This is a genomic window from Priestia endophytica, assembly GCF_026790145.1.
Lineage (GTDB): Bacteria > Bacillota > Bacilli > Bacillales > Bacillaceae_H > Bacillus_I > Bacillus_I endophytica_A.
The window spans coordinates 310986-327600 of record NZ_JALAMS010000001.1 but is presented as its reverse complement, the minus strand read 5'-3'; the positions used below and the strand labels follow the sequence as shown (position 1 = coordinate 327600).

Here is a 16615-nt window from a genome sequence, read left to right as displayed (position 1 = left end):
TAGAGTTATTTACTCTACCGGTTTTTTATTCTTTCAAAAACATAGCCACGAGAAATAAGTTATGAGAATATGAAGAGATTAAAAAATTCAAGGAAGGAATTTTACGAATGAAAAAAAGCCTGTTTTTTATCATATTGGTCGCTGCTATTATTAGTATCGTTACCGTTTCAAATAAGCGCCAATCTTCCCCACCCGAAACACGCAGCTTATATGTTTCAACTGAGGGAAATGATCATAATAAAGGAACAAAAGCGTATCCTTTCAAAACCCTTGAAAAAGCAAGCAAGGAAGCAACGAAAGGAACAACGGTCTTTATTCGAGGTGGGATATATAAAGAAGCCTTTACAATTAAACATAGTGGTACATCTACATCTCCTATCCTATTTCGCCCTTATAAAAAAGAACACGTCATTTTAGATGGCAGTGATCTTCCCGAAAAAGAAGAAGAAACAGCACTCGTTAAAATTCAAGATAAGAGCTACATAACGATTCAAGGTCTTGAGATTTGCAACTTATCTACTTCTCTCACAGATCAAACTCCTATGGGGATTTATGTTACAGGGGAAGGAACAGGAATTAAACTGCTATCTAACAAAGTTCATCATATAAAAACAACAGGACAAGATGGCAATGCTCACGGTATTGCGGTTTATGGAACAAAAGAGATTACAAACCTTACTATTAAAGAAAACTTACTAGAGCATCTAACACTTGGATCAAGTGAATCACTTGTGTTAAATGGGAACGTTTCAAACTTCTCTGTTTCAAACAATACAGTAAGATATTCTGATAATATTGGCATTGATTTAATTGGCTATGAAGGAACGGCCAAAAAACATGACTACGTAAGAAACGGAAAAATCGAAAATAATATTGTGCATCATATTTCAAGTTATGGCAATCCTGCTTATGGTGAAGATTATGCAGCTGGTGGAATTTATATTGATGGAGGACATCATCTTACAGTCAACAACAACGTCGTTTACAAAAGCGATATTGGCATTGAAGCTACTTCAGAGCATAAAGGGAAAGATGCTCAGGATATTACGATTTCTCATAATACCCTATATAATAATGACTACACAGGAATCTCTATTGGTGGATATGACAAGAAACGGGGAGGTACTAAAAACTCTTTAATCACTCACAATGTTTTATATAAGAACGATCTTAAAAAATTAGGCGGTGGGCAACTTCTTCTTCAATATAATACAAAGGGCAATACAATTGAGAAGAATGTCTTTACAGCAAGTTCTTCAGGTATCTTTATTAGCAATGATTTTAAAGAAAATAAAAACGATCATTTGAATCGTAACGTATATGATTCTCGAATTGGCGAGGATGCTATTTGGACTTGGAAGAAGCAAGAAGTTTATTCTCTTTCCCAATTTAAAAAGCTAACAAATAGCGATGAAAAGTCCATCTTCGCTAATCCTCATTATAAGGATGAAAAAGAATTTAACTTTTCACTTAAAAAAGGAACAAAAGCAGACCTCCTTATCCATTAAAAAACGGGCACAAAAATTGTGTCCGTTTTTTATATTGCCTATTTTTCCATTTCAGTGTACGCATAAATAGCATCTCTTAAAAACTCAGCTAATCCGTCACCATGTTGATCATAGTATTGCTTAAATCGCTCATCTGATACATACACCTCACCAAGACCTCTATGAGCTTCCTTACTATAGCTATTCCAATAATAAAGAAGCCATTTTTTATGGAGTTCCGCTGCTCTTAATGCATTTTTACTTTGTGGGTCGCCTTCTTCAAACGCTTTTTTTAGTTTTTCGAACATTTCCTTCTCAGTAGCCGTTAGTTCTTTATATTGCTCTTCCGTCATATTTAGTACTTTTTGATTTGAATGTTCTACTTCCTTTTTTCCATACTTTTGACGAATTTCTTTTCCATATTTTCTCTCATTCTCTTCAACAAGCTCTTTTTTAAATCCTTCAAACTTCTCTTTGTCATTCATCTTCTCGTTTTGCTCCTCTGCATATATTGTTTTTTCTACATTTTGAATAAGTTTGTTTATCCGTTCTTTTTCTTCAAGAAGCCCAAGATGGTGTTCTTTTAATGCTTTGTAACGATCAAAAGTTGGAGAAGCTACAATTTCTTTAATCTTTTCCAAATGAAGACCTAGCTCTCTATAGAATAGGATTTGCTGCAGTTGATTGATTTCATGTTCCCCATAAATTCGATATCCTGAGGAATTTATGCGTGCTGGTTTCAAAAGGTTAATTTCATCATAATATCGAAGTGTTCTTGCACTTACACCAGCTAAGCGGGCTAACTTTTGAACGGTATATTCCATTTCTTCTCCCTCCTTACAAATTAACGATACACTTTGACGTTACGTGAATGTCAAAGTATTTTATATAAAAAAAGAAGAAACGATTAACGTTTCTTCTTTCATACTCTTTTTTTATAACTTACCTGTTAAAAACTGCGCTTCACCCATTCCGAAGCTCCAGTCTGCATCTCCATTTGTTACAATTGAAACCATAATATCTTCCGGACGAATTCCACAGCTTTCATGAAGTTCTTGTGCTAAAAGTTTATATAACTTTTGTTTTTGCTCTTCTGTGCGCTCTTTACTTGTAACTGTAATAACAACAAGGTTTTGGCTACGTTCGAATCCTAACCCTGTATCTTGAATAATCAATTCATGTGGTGGATGTTGATGAACAATTTGGTAACGATCGCGCTCAGGTACGCCAAATGCTTCTAGCATAGCACGATGAGCTGCATCAAGTAGATTTTTTAAACTTTGTTCATCTCTTCCTTCAATAACATCAAATTTAAGTAATGGCATTGTAAACCTCCTATATGTTTATCCCATGATGAAAGATGTTCCACATCTAAAAACGAAAGTGTTTCTAACTAACAGAACTTCCCTCTTTATTTAGTATTCTAACCTTATCCCTTACTATCCTTCTTTCTTTTAAAAGGAATTTGTTTTTTATCAAATAACCTATTGATAATGTATTTTTTTCACATATCAAACTTCATATTTGTAAAAAAAATACAAAACTCACATTCTTTATACCTATATAAACTACTTTCTTTTTTAGGAAGTCTTGTAATATAATAAGAAAGAATTTGTTTCTACCTATAGGAAAGATGAGGGCTTAACACATAATGGAAAGCAGAGCAAAGAAGAAACCAAAGAAAAAAAGAACGCTTTTAAAGACAATCATTATTATTTTTATTCTCCTGATTTTAGGCGGACTTGGATTTGCTTATTATATGTACCATTCACTTGCAAATACACTTGATAGCACACATCAAGCACTACATCGTAAAGTTTCTGAGAAACGAGATGAAGGTGTGAAATTTTCTGAAAAAGATCCAATATCTATTCTTTTACTAGGGGTAGATGAGCGTGAAGGTGACAGAGGTCGCTCAGATTCCATGATTTTAATGACGGTGAATCCTGAAACAAAATCAATGAAAATGGTCAGCATTCCACGCGACACAAGAGCTGAGATTATCGGCCATGGCACAACAGATAAAATTAACCATGCTTATGCTTATGGTGGGGTTAATATGGCCGTTGATACAGTTGAAAACTTTTTAGATGTTCCTGTTGATTATTATGTACAAGTGAATATGGAAAGTTTCAAAGATATTGTTGACGCTGTAGGAGGAGTAACGGTAAATAACTCCCTTGATTTCACGTATGATGGTGTTCATTTCAAAAAAGGCCAAATTTCTTTAAATGGGGAAGAAGCATTAAAATTCTCACGCATGCGTTATGAAGATCCACGTGGTGACTTTGGGCGCCAAGAACGTCAGCGTCAAATCATTCAAGCTGTAATTAAAAAAGGTGCTAGTTTTAACACCCTTGCCAACTATGGAGAGATTCTAGATACCATTGGAAAAAATATAAAAACGAACTTAACATTTGATAATATGAAAGATATCCAAAGCAACTACAAGGAAGCTAGACACAGCTTAGAACAGCTTCAAGTAAATGGGGAAGGACAAAAAGTAGACGGTGTTTATTACTATGTTGTTTCAGAGGCAGAACGTGAAAAGCTTTCAACAGAACTCAAAGAACACTTGAATATTAAACAATAAGAAAGAAGCTCTCTCTCCTAGAGATCTTCTTTTTTATTATTTAGCATACAATGATTTTCAAAAAGTAGTTTAATAAATAAATAACAGGGTATATTGTCATAATGGAATAAACCTTATCTCACTTTATCTCAATCATTGTATGACATTTGTAGAGACAGTGGTGATAAATCACGTGAATGAGAAATCACGCTTTAATGTGCCGAAAGAAAGGCCTGGATTTCTGATGTGGAAAGTAACTGGAGCTTGGCAGAGACTAATTACGAAAAAACTTAGTCCCTTTAATTTAACTCATGTGCAGTTCATTCTACTATCTGCGAATGAATTTTTAAGTTCGCATGGAGAAAATGTAACGCAAAAAAAGCTTTCAGATTTTACTGGAACGAATATTATGATGGTATCTGATGTAGTAAGAACGCTACAGGCAAAAGGACTTATTATACGTTCAAAGAACCCATCTGACAAACGTGAGATGATCTTGTCTACAACAAAGCAAGGGACCCAAAAAGTAAAAGATGTTTTGCCTATTGTAGAAGCTGTTGATGAGGAGTTTTTTGGTAACATCAATAATGAACAAGAAACACTCATAGCCATGCTCTCTTCTCTTCTTGAAGGGGAAAGAGAAAAAGATCAGGTAAAGCTGAGATAAGGTATTCCATAACAAAGGAAAGCCCCTTGCAACATGGCAAGGGGCTTTTTATGTCTTAATTGTTAGATATACACTACATTTGTTACATTATTTTCTTACTAACATACTCTATAACACATGCGGATTACCCTAATGAATAAACACTAATTAAGGTTTTTCAATATATCATTAAAAGGGATACATACTCAGTAATAAATCATTACTAACAAACTCAACTCTTTTACATTGATGAAGGTTTTTAATGATTATGCATCCCAAATGACATTACCCAAACAGAACCCGCTACAATGATAATAGCTGTAAAAAAAGCGTGAACCATGTTACTAACTTGCACAGTTCCATATCCTTCTCTTACATGCATGAATAGGACAAGTTGCATTCCCGCTTGTAAGAAGGCCAACAGTAACATAAGGGAAAGAACCATTTTATCTTGAAAACCGGACCTAAAGGCTACCCATACTGTCAAAAGTGTCAGAACGATTGATAACACAAACCCAACTACAAGTTTCCAAGGAAACCGATTATGAGCTTCTTGTACATTTTCTTTTTCATTCACAGTTACAACACCATCCCTGATAAGTAAACTAACGTAAAGATAAACAACCAAACAATATCTAAGAAGTGCCAATAAAGACCGATTATGAAGACTTTACGGGCCGTTCTCGGTGTAAATCCACGTTGAGTTAATTGGATTAAAACAAGCGTTAACCAACCGATTCCAAGCGTTACATGAAGTCCGTGTGTTCCAACGAGCACAAAAAATCCAGATAAGAAGGCGCTTGTCTTAATTGATACACCTTCAAGGGCAATATATTCATGAAATTCATAAATTTCACATCCTAAAAAACCAATCCCAAGCAACATCGTGAGTAACAACCAAATCATCATTTTCTTCATCTTCTGAGCACGTAAATAATGAATAGCCATACTTCCTGTAAAGCTGCTTGTTAACAAGAGAAATGTCATAATCAGAACAATCTCTGGCTTAAATAACTCAGCAGAAGTGGGACCATCTGCAGGACGTGAATGTAACACTAAATATGTCGCAAATAAAGTTGAAAATAATACAACCTCAGCTCCAAGGAAGATCCAAAAGCCTAGGATAGTCATTCGATCTTCAGCTTTTGAATATTCAAGTGGGACATTCTTGTCATGTATCTGTGTAGACTCTGCCATATGCTAATTGCCCTCCCCAACTTTATGTGCTTGTTTAACTTCTTCAACACTTAAATAAAATCCATCATTATAATCAAAGGAACGAACAACCATGCAAGCGAGAATTCCGATTAAACCCGGGATAGCCATCCAATACCATTCCCAAACAAGACCGAACCCAGCAATAAAAAAGAACACTGACATTATGGCCGGTACATGAGATTTGTTAGGCATGTGGATTGGTTTTAACTCTTCCTCTTTCACTTCACGTGCTTCCTTGAAGCCTTTTTCCTTTTTCAAATACCAATATTCATCTAGACGACGTACTTTCGGTATTTTAGCAAAATTATAATGTGGCGGTGGTGATGGAATCATCCATTCAAATGTACGACCATCCCATGGATCACCTGTTACATCACGCTTTCCATAGCGTGCACTGTAATAGATGCTATACACTAATACAATAAATCCTAATCCCATTCCGAATGCTCCAATTGTTGCTACAATATTTATGCCTGTCCATCCAAGTCCTGGTGAATAGGTGTACATACGACGTGCCATTCCCATCAATCCTACAAAATATAAGGGGAAGAAACAGACATTAAACCCAATCATAAACAACCAAAAACTAATCTTGCCTAAACGTTCATTAAGCATGTGCCCAAATGCTTTTGGATACCAATAATAAAGACCTGCAAAACAAGCGAAAACAGTTCCTGCGACTAATACATAATGAAAATGGGCTACTAAAAAATAAGTATTATGATATTGGTAATCAGCTGATGCCATGGCAAGCATAACTCCTGTTATCCCACCAATAACAAAGTTTGGAATAAACGCTAGTGACCACATCATGGCGACAGTCATCTTAATTCGTCCTTTATAAAGGGTTAAAAGCCAGTTAAATATCTTAACACCTGTTGGCACAGAAATAGCCATTGTCGTTATGGAGAAAAATGAGTTAACTCCAGCCCCAGCCCCCATTGTGAAAAAGTGATGGACCCATACAATAAAACTTAATCCTGCAATTGCAATCATTGAAAACACCATAGCTTTGTAACCAAATAACGTTTTACGGGCAAAAGTACAAATAATTTCAGAGAATATACCAAATGCCGGTAAGATTACAATATAAACTTCAGGATGTCCCCAAATCCAGAACAAGTTTGCCCACATCATTGGCATACCGCCGTTTGCCAAGGTAAAGAAGTGAGAACCAAACAATCTATCAAAGGTCATCAATGCTAATGCTACTGTTAACACCGGAAAGGCAAAAACAATAATGATTGAAGTAATAAGCGTAGACCATGTAAAGATTGGCATTTTCATTAATGTCATACCTGGAGCTCGCATTCTTAAAATAGTGACTAAGAAGTTAATCCCTGTAGCTAACGTACCAATCCCTGAAAGTTGTAATCCTAATAAATAATAATTTTGGCCTGGGCCTGGACTTAACTCATTCCCAGCTAGTGGCATATAAGCTGTCCATCCTGCATCAGGTGATCCCCCAATAACAAAGGAAATATTAAAGAGCATTGCTCCCATAAAAAATGACCAAAAACTAATAGCATTTAAAAATGGAAAGGCTACATCACGTGCTCCAATTTGAAGGGGTACAACGATATTCATTAACCCAATGAGAAAGGGCATAGCCATAAATAAGATCATAATTGTTCCATGTGTTGTAAAAATTTCATTATAGTGTGAGGAACTTAAAACTTTTAGTTCTGGAAGTGCGAGCTGTGTACGCATTAACATACCATCTATACCACCGCGAAAAAGCATAAGAAGTGAGGCAATGATGTACATAATACCAATCTTTTTATGATCTACTGTTGGAATCCATTCTGTCCAAAGCCATTTCCATTTTTTAAAATAGGTTAAAACGAAGATAATCCCTAAAGTTGCCACAGCAATAGAAACATAAGCACCGTAGATTAAAGGTTCACCTGTGACAAAAAATTCATCAAGCTTCATTTTATAGCTTCCTCCTTCCCTTGTGTTACCAAGGCATCTTGATTATATGGAGGGAAATCAATGATCCATATGACTTTTATGTGGGTCATGTTCTCCCTTATCTTTGTAATAAGTTTTTTGGGCTGCATGATCAACCCAGTCTAAGTGGGTATTTGAATAGGTCATACGCCCAACATGACTTTGCTCTAAAATTTTGTTATAGGTTGTTTTTGTAAGCTTTGGAGCTGTATCTTGAACTTCTGCTACCCAATCTTTGAAATCTTCATCAGTTTGGGATTCTACTTCAAACTCCATCTTAGCGAACCCTTCTCCATTAAAATTTGCATTACGTCCCATATATGTTCCTGGGTTATCAGCCAGTAGATAAAGTTTTGTTTCCATCCCAGCCATTGCATATTTCTGTCCACCAAGCTCTGGAATCCACAAAGCCGTTATTGAACTTGTAGATGTTAACCTAAATTCAACTGGTCGGTCTCCTGGAATATTCACATAATTGACCGTCTCAATACCTTGTTCAGGATAACTAAAAATCCATTTCCAGTCTGCTGATGTAGCGTGAATAACTAAAGGCTTTTGTTGTTCTTCTGCTGACGTTTTAGGTGGTTCTTCCAGTTCAAATATAGCTTGAACAGTTGGAATAGAAAGAGCAATAACAATAATAATCGGAATTCCTGTCCAGACAACTTCAAGAAATTTGTTTCCATGTATTTCAGGTGGTTCGTAATCCATATTGTCCGGTCTTTCGCGATACTTAATAAGAATGACAGTAAACAAAACGAAAACCACCACTACGATAATAAGCATAAAGATAATTGACCATATAATAAGGTCATATTGAGTTTGAGCTACAGGTCCTTTTGGGTTTAGGACTCCCATCCTTATATCACAGCCGCTTAATAATAAGACAAAAGCTAACGCGGCTAATAAACCTCTCTTTCGACTTATGTTTTGAAACCTTTTCATCGATGTGTCTCCTTTCCTTATATAAAAAATGGTGAAATGAATTCCTTTGATTTTTAGATGCCGAAAGATAGAAATAATGATGAAACTAAATATTTTAATGAATGTTCACGAATAGTAATCATAATTGTCCAATTAGAGACTTTTTATACCACAGATCAAGAAAAGACCGAATCAATAGATTTAATCTCTAAAGTTTGATCACTAAAAAAACAAAAAAAGATTCTTTAGCATAGGCTAAAGAATCTCTATCTTATTAAAAATATTCTTCTTATAATGAAAATCTTTTTATCACATTGCAGATTTGATATTCGCCTTTAGATTTGGATTGTTCCACAGCTCCATCCACTTCTTGATTGCTGTAACAACAATAACAATACCAAGAACAAGCATAATAATTGAAAGGATGGCATTTAAAACACTGTATCCTGTCGCATCTGGATTCAGATAAACATTTTTCACCATCCAATATCCTGCATAGTTAACAGTAACATATAAGTAAGCAAGTGGAATGAGGCATGTTAGCATATACCAGCGTTTGTCCGCAATTTTTAAAATGACCGTTGCTCCAACAATTAATCCAATGGAAGCCATAAGCTGATTCGAAACTCCGAAAAGAGCCCACACAGAACTAATGTCTCCTGAGAAAAGAAGGTATCCCCACATAATACATGCTAATGCACTTGCAAAAATAGATCCTGGTAGCCAGTCTACTCTTTTTAATGGTTTATAAAATTCACCAAAAAAGTCTTGAATTAGATAGCGCGCAACACGAGTTCCAGCATCAATTGCCGTTAAAATGAAAACTGCTTCAAACATAATAACGAATTGGAAAAAGTAAGAAGCAAGGTTGCTAAACCAAGGAACTTCTGTAAAAATATACGTCATACCAACAGCAAGTGTGACAGCTCCCCCTGTTCTTCCTTCAAGATCAAGTCCAACCGCTTGACTAAGCTGTGGTAGATTTTCAACGCTCATCCCGAGTGTTGCAAACATTTCAGGTGTAGAATTAATCGCAAAATAGTCACCAGGCTGAAGAGAAATAGCAGCAATTAAAGCCATAATAGCTACAACACATTCTACAAGCATTGCCCCAAATCCAACTACTTTAATATCACTCCAACGATCAAGCATTTTTGGTGTTGTTCCAGAGCTTATAAAAGCATGAAACCCAGAAATAGCTCCACAAGCGATTGTAATCGAAATAAATGGCCACACAGGCCCGGCCACAACAGGCCCTCCGCCGTGAATAAACTCTGTTACAGCTGGAAAAGGAATAGCTGGATTAACAATAAATACTCCTATAATAAGAGCTAAAAACACTCCAATTTTCATAAAACTACTCAAATAATCGCGAGGAGCAAGCAATAACCAAACAGGAAGTGCTGCTGCAAAAAAAGCATAAATAGGTAAAATAATAGCAAGCGTATTCATATCAAGTGTTAAAAAATCACCAACCGCTGTATTTTGGAGCGATGGTCCAATAAAAACACCAACCATGATCAGAATAAAACCAAGTGTTGCAGCACCTTTTAAATTTCCAGTCTTCTTATGGTACAACCCAACTCCCATTGCAATCGGAATCGTAATGCCAACTGCAAATGTTCCCCATGGATTGCGTTCAAGTGCGTGAAGGACGACCATTGAAAGTCCTGCCATTGTAATAGTAATAATAAAAAGCATCGCAAGTCCTGTACAAAACCCTGCTACAGGTCCTAATTCTGCCTTTGCTACTTCTGAAAGAGATTGACCTTTTTTACGCATCGAAGCAAACAATACAACTGCATCATGGACAGCTCCTCCAATCACAGCTCCAACAAGCAACCAAATCATGCTTGGTAAATACCCAAACTGTGCTGCTAGTATAGGACCTACAAGCGGTCCTGCTGCAGCAATAGCAGCAAAATGATGACCAAATGTGACCCACCTATTTGTAGGAACATAGTCTTTTCCATCTTCTTCTGTATATGCTGGTGTTGGCTTATCATCATTTAGTTTCAAAACCTTTACAGCAATAAATGTACCGTATAAACGGTAGGCAATCATTAAAATACAAATGGAAGCAATCATAATTGTAATCGCATTCATTTCTCCATCCCCCTCTTGCCTTCTCTTATAATATAAATATATCATACTAAATGAAAACGCATTCACTGGATTTTCATGCTGAAATGCTCTAAACAAGAAATAAAAAAGCAAAAAAGCGTTCTGAAATACATATTAAAAACCTAAAAGTGCTCTAAGTTGTCGCACATAGGTACGGCTAACAGGAATAGTTGAATGCTCCTTCATTAAAAGATTATAAGTGGAGTTAAACCACGGCTGTATTTCTACAATATGTTGAAAGTTTATAAGATAGCTTCTATGCACTCTAATAAAGGAAAAGGCAGCCGCTTTTTTTTCAAGGGAAACAAGCGTCTCACTTGTAACAAATTGATCATTAAACGTCTTTACAATCGTTTTACCATCAAGAGCACCTATATATATAATCTCTTTAAAATCTAATAGAATGATACGTTCCTCTTCTAATATCGCTATTTTGCCAGAATTCTTCAAAGAATGAGAGATTGGCTCTTCTACTATTAAATCCCCGGCAGCATAGTTTTTCACAAGTTTGTCTAATGCTTGATGAATACGTGCCTCTTCAAAAGGCTTTAATACATAATCAGAAGCGCTTAAATCAAAGGCCTGTAGTGCATATTCATCATATGCAGTCGCAAAAATAATAGCTGGAATTTTACTGAAAGATTGAAGTTTGTTCGCTAACTCAAGACCGCTTTTTTCAGTTAGTTCGATGTCTAAAAAAACAACGTCTGGAGCGAGCTCTTTAATTTTCTCTACTGCGTCTTCGAAACAGTCTGTCTCTCCAATAACTTCTGCTTTTCGACTTCTCTTCAACAAATACGCTAGCTCATCTCTAGCAAGAGGTTCATCATCCACAATAAAAGCTTTCAACATCTTTTTTATAGTCTCCTTTCAATGGTACAGTGATTGTAACCTTTGTGCCGTTTTCCGTGCTTTTAATTTGAAATAAAGCCTCTTCATTATAAATCCCTTGCAATCTTTCAGAAATATTGTAAAGGGCTGTGCCTGTTCCTTCACTTGAATGCACTGGTTCTTTTCCAAGCATATACAACCTTTCACTTGAAATGCCATGCCCATTATCTTGAACACTAATGATCATTTTTCCTTGTTCTGTATAAGCTTCTATTATAATCTCTCCCCCATTCTTCCGCGCCGACAAAGCATGCCGAACAGCATTCTCAACAAGTGGTTGAAGAATAAATGGCGGAATAAGGGCTTCTTTAAGAGTAGACTCAATATCGAACCTAATTTTATATTTGTCTGGAAAACGTGCTTGCTCAAGCGACAAGTATGCACGAACATGCTGAAGCTCTTTTTCAAAAGGAATAAGAATATGCCTTGCTCCTTGTAAGTTTCTTCTGAAATATCGACTTAATTCTAAAAGAAGAGCTCTAGCTTTTTCCACATCGACACGACAGAGAGCTGAGATAGTATTAATAGCATTAAAAAGAAAATGGGGATGAACTTGTGCTTGAAGAGCCTTAATTTCAGCATCTTTCAAAAGTTTCCCTTGAGTTTCTGCTTGAGCTAACTCGAGTTGAACAGAGAAAAGATTTGCCAAACCTTCAGCTAACTCTCTTTCTACCTTATTTAGCTTATTTGCACTAATGAAATAAAGTTTCAACGTTCCAACTGTTACACCATGGAGTTTTAATGGTAGAACTACTGCTGCTTGTAAAGGACAATCCGAATGAAAACATAAAATATCTCTTTTACTATGAGCTGTTAAAATCCCCCCTCTTTTTAGTACTTTCTTTGTTAATTCTGTAGCAAAATCTCCCAGAGCAATATGATGATCCTCCGCTACTCCTACATGTGCAAGCACTTCTTTTTCATTTGTAACAGCAATTGCATCCGCCTCTGTTCTCTTCAACATAATTTCTGCTACCCTTTTACAAGACTGTTTATTAAGTCCTTTTCTAAAATGGGGAAGCGTTTCTTCTGCAATTTTCATGGCTTGATGTGTTTGAAAAGCTTTCGTTCGTTCTTCTTCTCTTAATATTGAAATAATAATTAACATAAAGAGAAAAGCTCCAAGACCGTTCAATAAAATCATAGGAACTCCAATTGTTTCAACAAGTCTCCTAAAACCAGATCCCCACAAGATAATCATTTGCAGTACTTCCATTAACATACTTATCGTAACAGCAAACCAAGGTGATGCTGTAATTCTTCCTTTAAAATACTTTCCTACTATACCAGCAAAAAAACCTGCAATAACGGAAGAAATAGCACAAGAAAATGCTGTGTAGCCACCAAGTAAATAGCGGTGAAACCCTGCAATAATTCCAACGCCTCCTCCAACTAAAGGACCGCCTAATATTCCTCCTATCACAATATTCATAATTCTTGTGTTAGCAATTGCATTTTCTGTTCCAATTTCATCAATCCATGTTCTTGTAGTGATCTCACGCTGATGAACTTCAATTCCAGTATAATTACTAATTATTCCAAAGACACCAAAGATAAATAAAATGAATAGCTTTTCTTTTATTCCTTGCTCATGTTGCACAATTTGCCTAAATGACTTCATTTGAGCAAGAATGAAAGCAGCAATCACAATAATGCCAACGCGTTCAATCATTAATGGAACAAGATGAATCAATCTTATTAACTCCTTTCCTTTTTAGTTTATCGAAAATTGCGAAATATAGGGAAATAAATCTTTTAATTATAAAAAAAGCTAGTCATATGACTAGCTTTTAGCTCTGGCCGTAATAATAATATTCACCAATGTTTACTTTCTTTTCATTTAATACAACTCCAAGCAGTTTTCCTTTCGCATTCTGCAAAAGTTCTTTCGCTTTCAGCGCTGTATCAATAACCGTGCTACCGCTTTTTACAACCAGAATTGTTCCATCACATTGGTTCGCTAAAATTTGTGCATCTGTCACAGATAAGATAGGAGGTGTGTCAAAGATAATAAAGTCATAATTTTCATATGCTTCTTCTAGCATATTTTTCATCACTTGAGAACCGATTAGTTCAGATGGATTTGGTGGAATAGGTCCACTTGAAAGTAAATCTAGGTTAGCTACTTCCGTTGTTTGAATAGCATCCGCCAATGTAGATTTTCTACTTAAAACAGTTGTTAACCCTTTAAAATTTTCTGCACGAAAAGTATAATGAGCAGTTGGTTTTCGAAGGTCAGCATCAATAAGCAATACTCTCTTTCCTTGCTGAGCAAATACGGTTGCTAAGTTAGCTGTTGTTGTTGACTTCCCTTCACTTGGGCTTGCTGACGTAATCATAAGAGAGCGGATATTTTGATCAACGCTAGAAAATTCAATATTTGTTCGAATTGTTCTATACTGCTCAGTTATTGGCGCTTTTGGTTTTGTATGAGCAACTAAGCTACGCTTTGTTGTTTGCTGAACACTACTTTTTTTTCTTTTAAGCACCGTATGTTTCCCTCCTTGTCTTACGAAGCCCTAACTTTGGCTGCTTTGTTGGATGAGCACTCCCATCTACTTTTGCAATAGCACCCATTACTGGAAGTCCTAGTAATTCTTCAATATCATTTTCATTCTTAATTGTATTATCCAAGTATTCTAGTAAAAAGGCTAGTCCAACCCCTGCCATTAGTCCTACCACAAGAGCAATAGCTACATTTAGCATTTTATTAGGCTTAATTGGATAATCTGGGATTTGGGCAACAGATAAGATTGTAACATTATCAACCTTCATAATTTTTGCAATTTCTGATTTAAATACAGTCGCAGTTGTGCTCGCAATTTTGGCTGCAAGTTCCGGATCACTATCTTGCACAGTTACAGAAAGGACTTGGGAATCTTGTTCTGATGTAACCTGAATTTTATCTGCTAAACTACCTTGATAATCTAGTTGTTCCTGTACTTTATCTAATACAGCTGGGCTTTTCATGATAACTGTATATGTATTCACAAGCTGTAAATTGGTCTGAATTTGATAAGATTCATAGAGCTGTTGACCGTCTTTTGATTGGTTAACTAAAATTTGTGTTGAACTCTGATACACAGGGGTCAAAACAAAATAGCTTATAATGGCACTAATTAAACCTGCTGCTAACGTAATAATAATGATTAGTTTTAATCTTTTCTTCAACGTTGCAAACAGCTCACGAAGACTAATCGTTTCTTCCATGTTAACCTCCTAGTTTTGTTAAAATTTACACATCGTATTATACTCCAGTCCTAGTAGAATAGCTATAGGAAAATAAAGTATAGGTAAATCCCTTTTTACTACAACTTAAATATCGACAACCTTCTTATTTTGTTTATAAAAAAATAAATTATAATTTTAAAATACTAATACTTTACTCCTTCTTGATATTATTACAGTATTTCGTTCTCTTCATATTATATGTAGGCGAACTTCGGTCCCTTTGTGTTGTTCAAGAGGAGGAAAATAAGGTGAGACCGTAACAAAAAGAGTATATTTTTTAAGAAACCTAAAAAAGGATACGGATAGAGAGAGAAAATAACATGTATAAGTCTTTTCATTAAGCATTTTATAGACTCCTACTTTTTCGAAATCAAAGTGAGGAGTCTATTTTCTATTAAAGTAAAAAACGGAGAATAGCTGCTAAGGAGGGGTGCATTTTTCACCGTTTTAAAAGTAAGGGACGATTATTTTTTTACTTTAATTTTCTCTTTTTGTAAAAGCTGTTCCATTGTTTCTAACATTGATTCTTTTAAGGCAGGATCTTGTAAAGCAAATTCAAGTGTTGTTTGGATAAATCCAAGCTTCTCTCCTACATCATAACGTTTGCCTTCAAAGTCATATGCAAAAACGCGTTGAATTTCATTTAACTTTTGGATAGCATCTGTTAATTGAATTTCACCACCTGCTCCAACTTCTTGGTTCTTAAGATACATAAAAATTTCCGGTGTAAATATATATCTTCCCATAATAGCTAGATTTGAAGGAGCCGTGCCTTGAGTTGGCTTTTCTACAAAGTTCTTTACTTGATAGCGTCGACCAGAACTTGAAATTGGATCAACGATTCCATATCGATGAGTTTGCTCCTCTGGTACTTGTTGAACACCAATAACTGAAGAATGTGTTTGTTCATATTCATCCATTAGCTGACGTAAGCAAGGTTTTTGCGACTGGACAATATCATCCCCAAGTAAAACAGCAAAAGGCTCATCACCAATAAAGTTACGCGCACACCATACAGCATGACCAAGTCCCTTTGGCTCTTTTTGTCTAATATAATGAATATCTACTATATTAGAAGCTTTACGAACTTCTTCAAGTAGCTCTTGTTTGCCTTTTTCTTCTAAATTCCGTTCGAGTTCAGGAGCATTATCAAAGTGATCTTCAATAGCTCTTTTCCCTTTACCAGTTACAATAATGATATCTTCTATGCCTGATTCGATAGCTTCTTCAACAATATACTGAATTGTCGGCTTATCTACAATTGGAAGCATCTCTTTTGGCATTGCTTTTGTAGCTGGCAAAAATCTTGTTCCAAGGCCTGCAGCTGGTATAATAGCTTTTCTGACTTTTTTCATTATGTTCCTCCATTAGCTCTGTATTTTGTAGTAGAATCTATCATTTCAAATATGAAGGATTTTCCCTTCTATATTATGTAGATTATGAAATGCAATTTAAAATAAATGCATTTAAAAGTATTAGCATTATGTTTTATATTTTATCTCTCTACTGAAGAAAAGTGAAACTGCTCATCTCTATTGTTTTGTATTTAAATGTCCAGGTCCCTAATTT

At 35.6% G+C, this 16615-nt stretch carries 15 protein-coding genes; 3 read left to right on the top strand and 12 right to left on the bottom strand.

Annotated elements, in window-relative coordinates; genetic code table 11:
• Window positions 1–107: 107 nt before the first annotated feature.
• Complete coding sequence (locus MOC86_RS01670; RefSeq protein ID WP_268582460.1) at window positions 108–1508, top strand: right-handed parallel beta-helix repeat-containing protein; 1401 nt, start codon at window positions 108–110, stop codon at window positions 1506–1508.
• 38 nt (window positions 1509–1546) lie between these two features.
• On the opposite strand, the gene MOC86_RS01665 is transcribed toward MOC86_RS01670, so the two are convergent.
• Both MOC86_RS01665 and MOC86_RS01660 read right to left on the bottom strand, forming a co-directional pair.
• Window positions 1547–2311, bottom strand: coding sequence for a MerR family transcriptional regulator (locus MOC86_RS01665; RefSeq protein WP_268582459.1), 765 nt, complete (start codon window positions 2309–2311; stop codon window positions 1547–1549).
• Window positions 2312–2422: 111 nt separating this feature from the next.
• Window positions 2423–2812 carry a tautomerase family protein gene (locus tag MOC86_RS01660; protein WP_268582458.1) on the bottom strand — a complete coding sequence of 130 codons (390 nt, stop codon included), beginning with the start codon at window positions 2810–2812 and terminating at the stop codon, window positions 2423–2425.
• A gap of 326 nt (window positions 2813–3138) precedes the next feature.
• Between MOC86_RS01660 and MOC86_RS01655 the strand changes: the two genes are divergently transcribed.
• Together MOC86_RS01655 and MOC86_RS01650 are read left to right on the top strand one after the other, a co-directional pair.
• Entirely contained in the window at window positions 3139–4080 is a 942-nt protein-coding gene (locus MOC86_RS01655) for a LytR family transcriptional regulator (protein WP_268582457.1), read from the top strand.
• Between the two features lie 172 nt (window positions 4081–4252).
• Window positions 4253–4726 (top strand): MarR family winged helix-turn-helix transcriptional regulator, encoded by a 474-nt coding sequence (locus MOC86_RS01650; RefSeq protein WP_268582456.1) that lies wholly within the window; start codon window positions 4253–4255, stop codon window positions 4724–4726.
• Between the two features lie 238 nt (window positions 4727–4964).
• Here MOC86_RS01650 and qoxD read toward each other — a convergent pair whose 3' ends face one another.
• From qoxD to galU, 10 genes are all read right to left on the bottom strand, one after another.
• Window positions 4965–5282, bottom strand: a complete 318-nt coding sequence (gene qoxD / locus MOC86_RS01645; RefSeq protein WP_268582455.1) for a cytochrome aa3 quinol oxidase subunit IV — start codon at window positions 5280–5282, stop codon at window positions 4965–4967.
• A 2-nt stretch (window positions 5283–5284) separates the two neighbouring features.
• Complete coding sequence (gene qoxC / locus MOC86_RS01640; protein ID WP_268582454.1) at window positions 5285–5902, bottom strand: cytochrome aa3 quinol oxidase subunit III; 618 nt, start codon at window positions 5900–5902, stop codon at window positions 5285–5287.
• Between the two features lie 3 nt (window positions 5903–5905).
• Entirely contained in the window at window positions 5906–7858 is a 1953-nt protein-coding gene (gene qoxB, locus MOC86_RS01635; protein ID WP_268582453.1) for a cytochrome aa3 quinol oxidase subunit I, read from the bottom strand.
• Window positions 7859–7915: 57 nt separating this feature from the next.
• A complete protein-coding gene (gene qoxA, locus MOC86_RS01630; RefSeq protein ID WP_268582452.1) occupies window positions 7916–8821 on the bottom strand; it encodes a cytochrome aa3 quinol oxidase subunit II in 906 nt (301 codons plus the stop codon).
• Between the two features lie 288 nt (window positions 8822–9109).
• Window positions 9110–10906 (bottom strand): carbon starvation protein CstA, encoded by a 1797-nt coding sequence (gene cstA, locus MOC86_RS01625; RefSeq protein ID WP_268582451.1) that lies wholly within the window; start codon window positions 10904–10906, stop codon window positions 9110–9112.
• Between the two features lie 132 nt (window positions 10907–11038).
• Window positions 11039–11776, bottom strand: a complete 738-nt coding sequence (locus MOC86_RS01620; protein ID WP_268582450.1) for a LytR/AlgR family response regulator transcription factor — start codon at window positions 11774–11776, stop codon at window positions 11039–11041.
• Window positions 11751–13508 (bottom strand): sensor histidine kinase, encoded by a 1758-nt coding sequence (locus MOC86_RS01615; protein WP_268582449.1) that lies wholly within the window; start codon window positions 13506–13508, stop codon window positions 11751–11753. The genes MOC86_RS01620 and MOC86_RS01615 overlap by 26 nt, the downstream gene beginning before the upstream one ends.
• A gap of 97 nt (window positions 13509–13605) precedes the next feature.
• Window positions 13606–14304 carry a CpsD/CapB family tyrosine-protein kinase gene (locus tag MOC86_RS01610; RefSeq protein WP_326847699.1) on the bottom strand — a complete coding sequence of 233 codons (699 nt, stop codon included), beginning with the start codon at window positions 14302–14304 and terminating at the stop codon, window positions 13606–13608.
• A complete protein-coding gene (locus MOC86_RS01605) occupies window positions 14297–15025 on the bottom strand; it encodes a YveK family protein (RefSeq protein ID WP_268582448.1) in 729 nt (242 codons plus the stop codon). The genes MOC86_RS01610 and MOC86_RS01605 overlap by 8 nt, the downstream gene beginning before the upstream one ends.
• 485 nt (window positions 15026–15510) lie before the next feature.
• On the bottom strand, window positions 15511–16401 hold the full coding sequence (gene galU, locus MOC86_RS01600; RefSeq protein ID WP_243514118.1) for a UTP--glucose-1-phosphate uridylyltransferase GalU: 891 nt from the start codon (window positions 16399–16401) through the stop codon (window positions 15511–15513).
• Between the last annotated feature and the right edge of the window lie 214 nt (window positions 16402–16615).

Excerpts from the sequence above, each read along its gene's own strand:
- MOC86_RS01670 (WP_268582460.1), top strand. The coding sequence starts at position 108 with ATGAAAAAAAGCCTGTTTTTTATCATATTGGTCGCTGCTATTATTAGT.
- MOC86_RS01665 (WP_268582459.1), bottom strand. The coding sequence starts at position 2,311 with ATGGAATATACCGTTCAAAAGTTAGCCCGCTTAGCTGGTGTAAGTGCA.
- MOC86_RS01660 (WP_268582458.1), bottom strand. The coding sequence starts at position 2,812 with ATGCCATTACTTAAATTTGATGTTATTGAAGGAAGAGATGAACAAAGT.
- MOC86_RS01655 (WP_268582457.1), top strand. The coding sequence starts at position 3,139 with ATGGAAAGCAGAGCAAAGAAGAAACCAAAGAAAAAAAGAACGCTTTTA.
- qoxC (WP_268582454.1), bottom strand. The coding sequence starts at position 5,902 with ATGGCAGAGTCTACACAGATACATGACAAGAATGTCCCACTTGAATAT.
- qoxB (WP_268582453.1), bottom strand. The coding sequence starts at position 7,858 with ATGAAGCTTGATGAATTTTTTGTCACAGGTGAACCTTTAATCTACGGT.
- qoxA (WP_268582452.1), bottom strand. The coding sequence starts at position 8,821 with ATGAAAAGGTTTCAAAACATAAGTCGAAAGAGAGGTTTATTAGCCGCG.
- cstA (WP_268582451.1), bottom strand. The coding sequence starts at position 10,906 with ATGAATGCGATTACAATTATGATTGCTTCCATTTGTATTTTAATGATT.
- MOC86_RS01620 (WP_268582450.1), bottom strand. The coding sequence starts at position 11,776 with ATGTTGAAAGCTTTTATTGTGGATGATGAACCTCTTGCTAGAGATGAG.
- MOC86_RS01605 (WP_268582448.1), bottom strand. The coding sequence starts at position 15,025 with ATGGAAGAAACGATTAGTCTTCGTGAGCTGTTTGCAACGTTGAAGAAA.
- galU (WP_243514118.1), bottom strand. The coding sequence starts at position 16,401 with ATGAAAAAAGTCAGAAAAGCTATTATACCAGCTGCAGGCCTTGGAACA.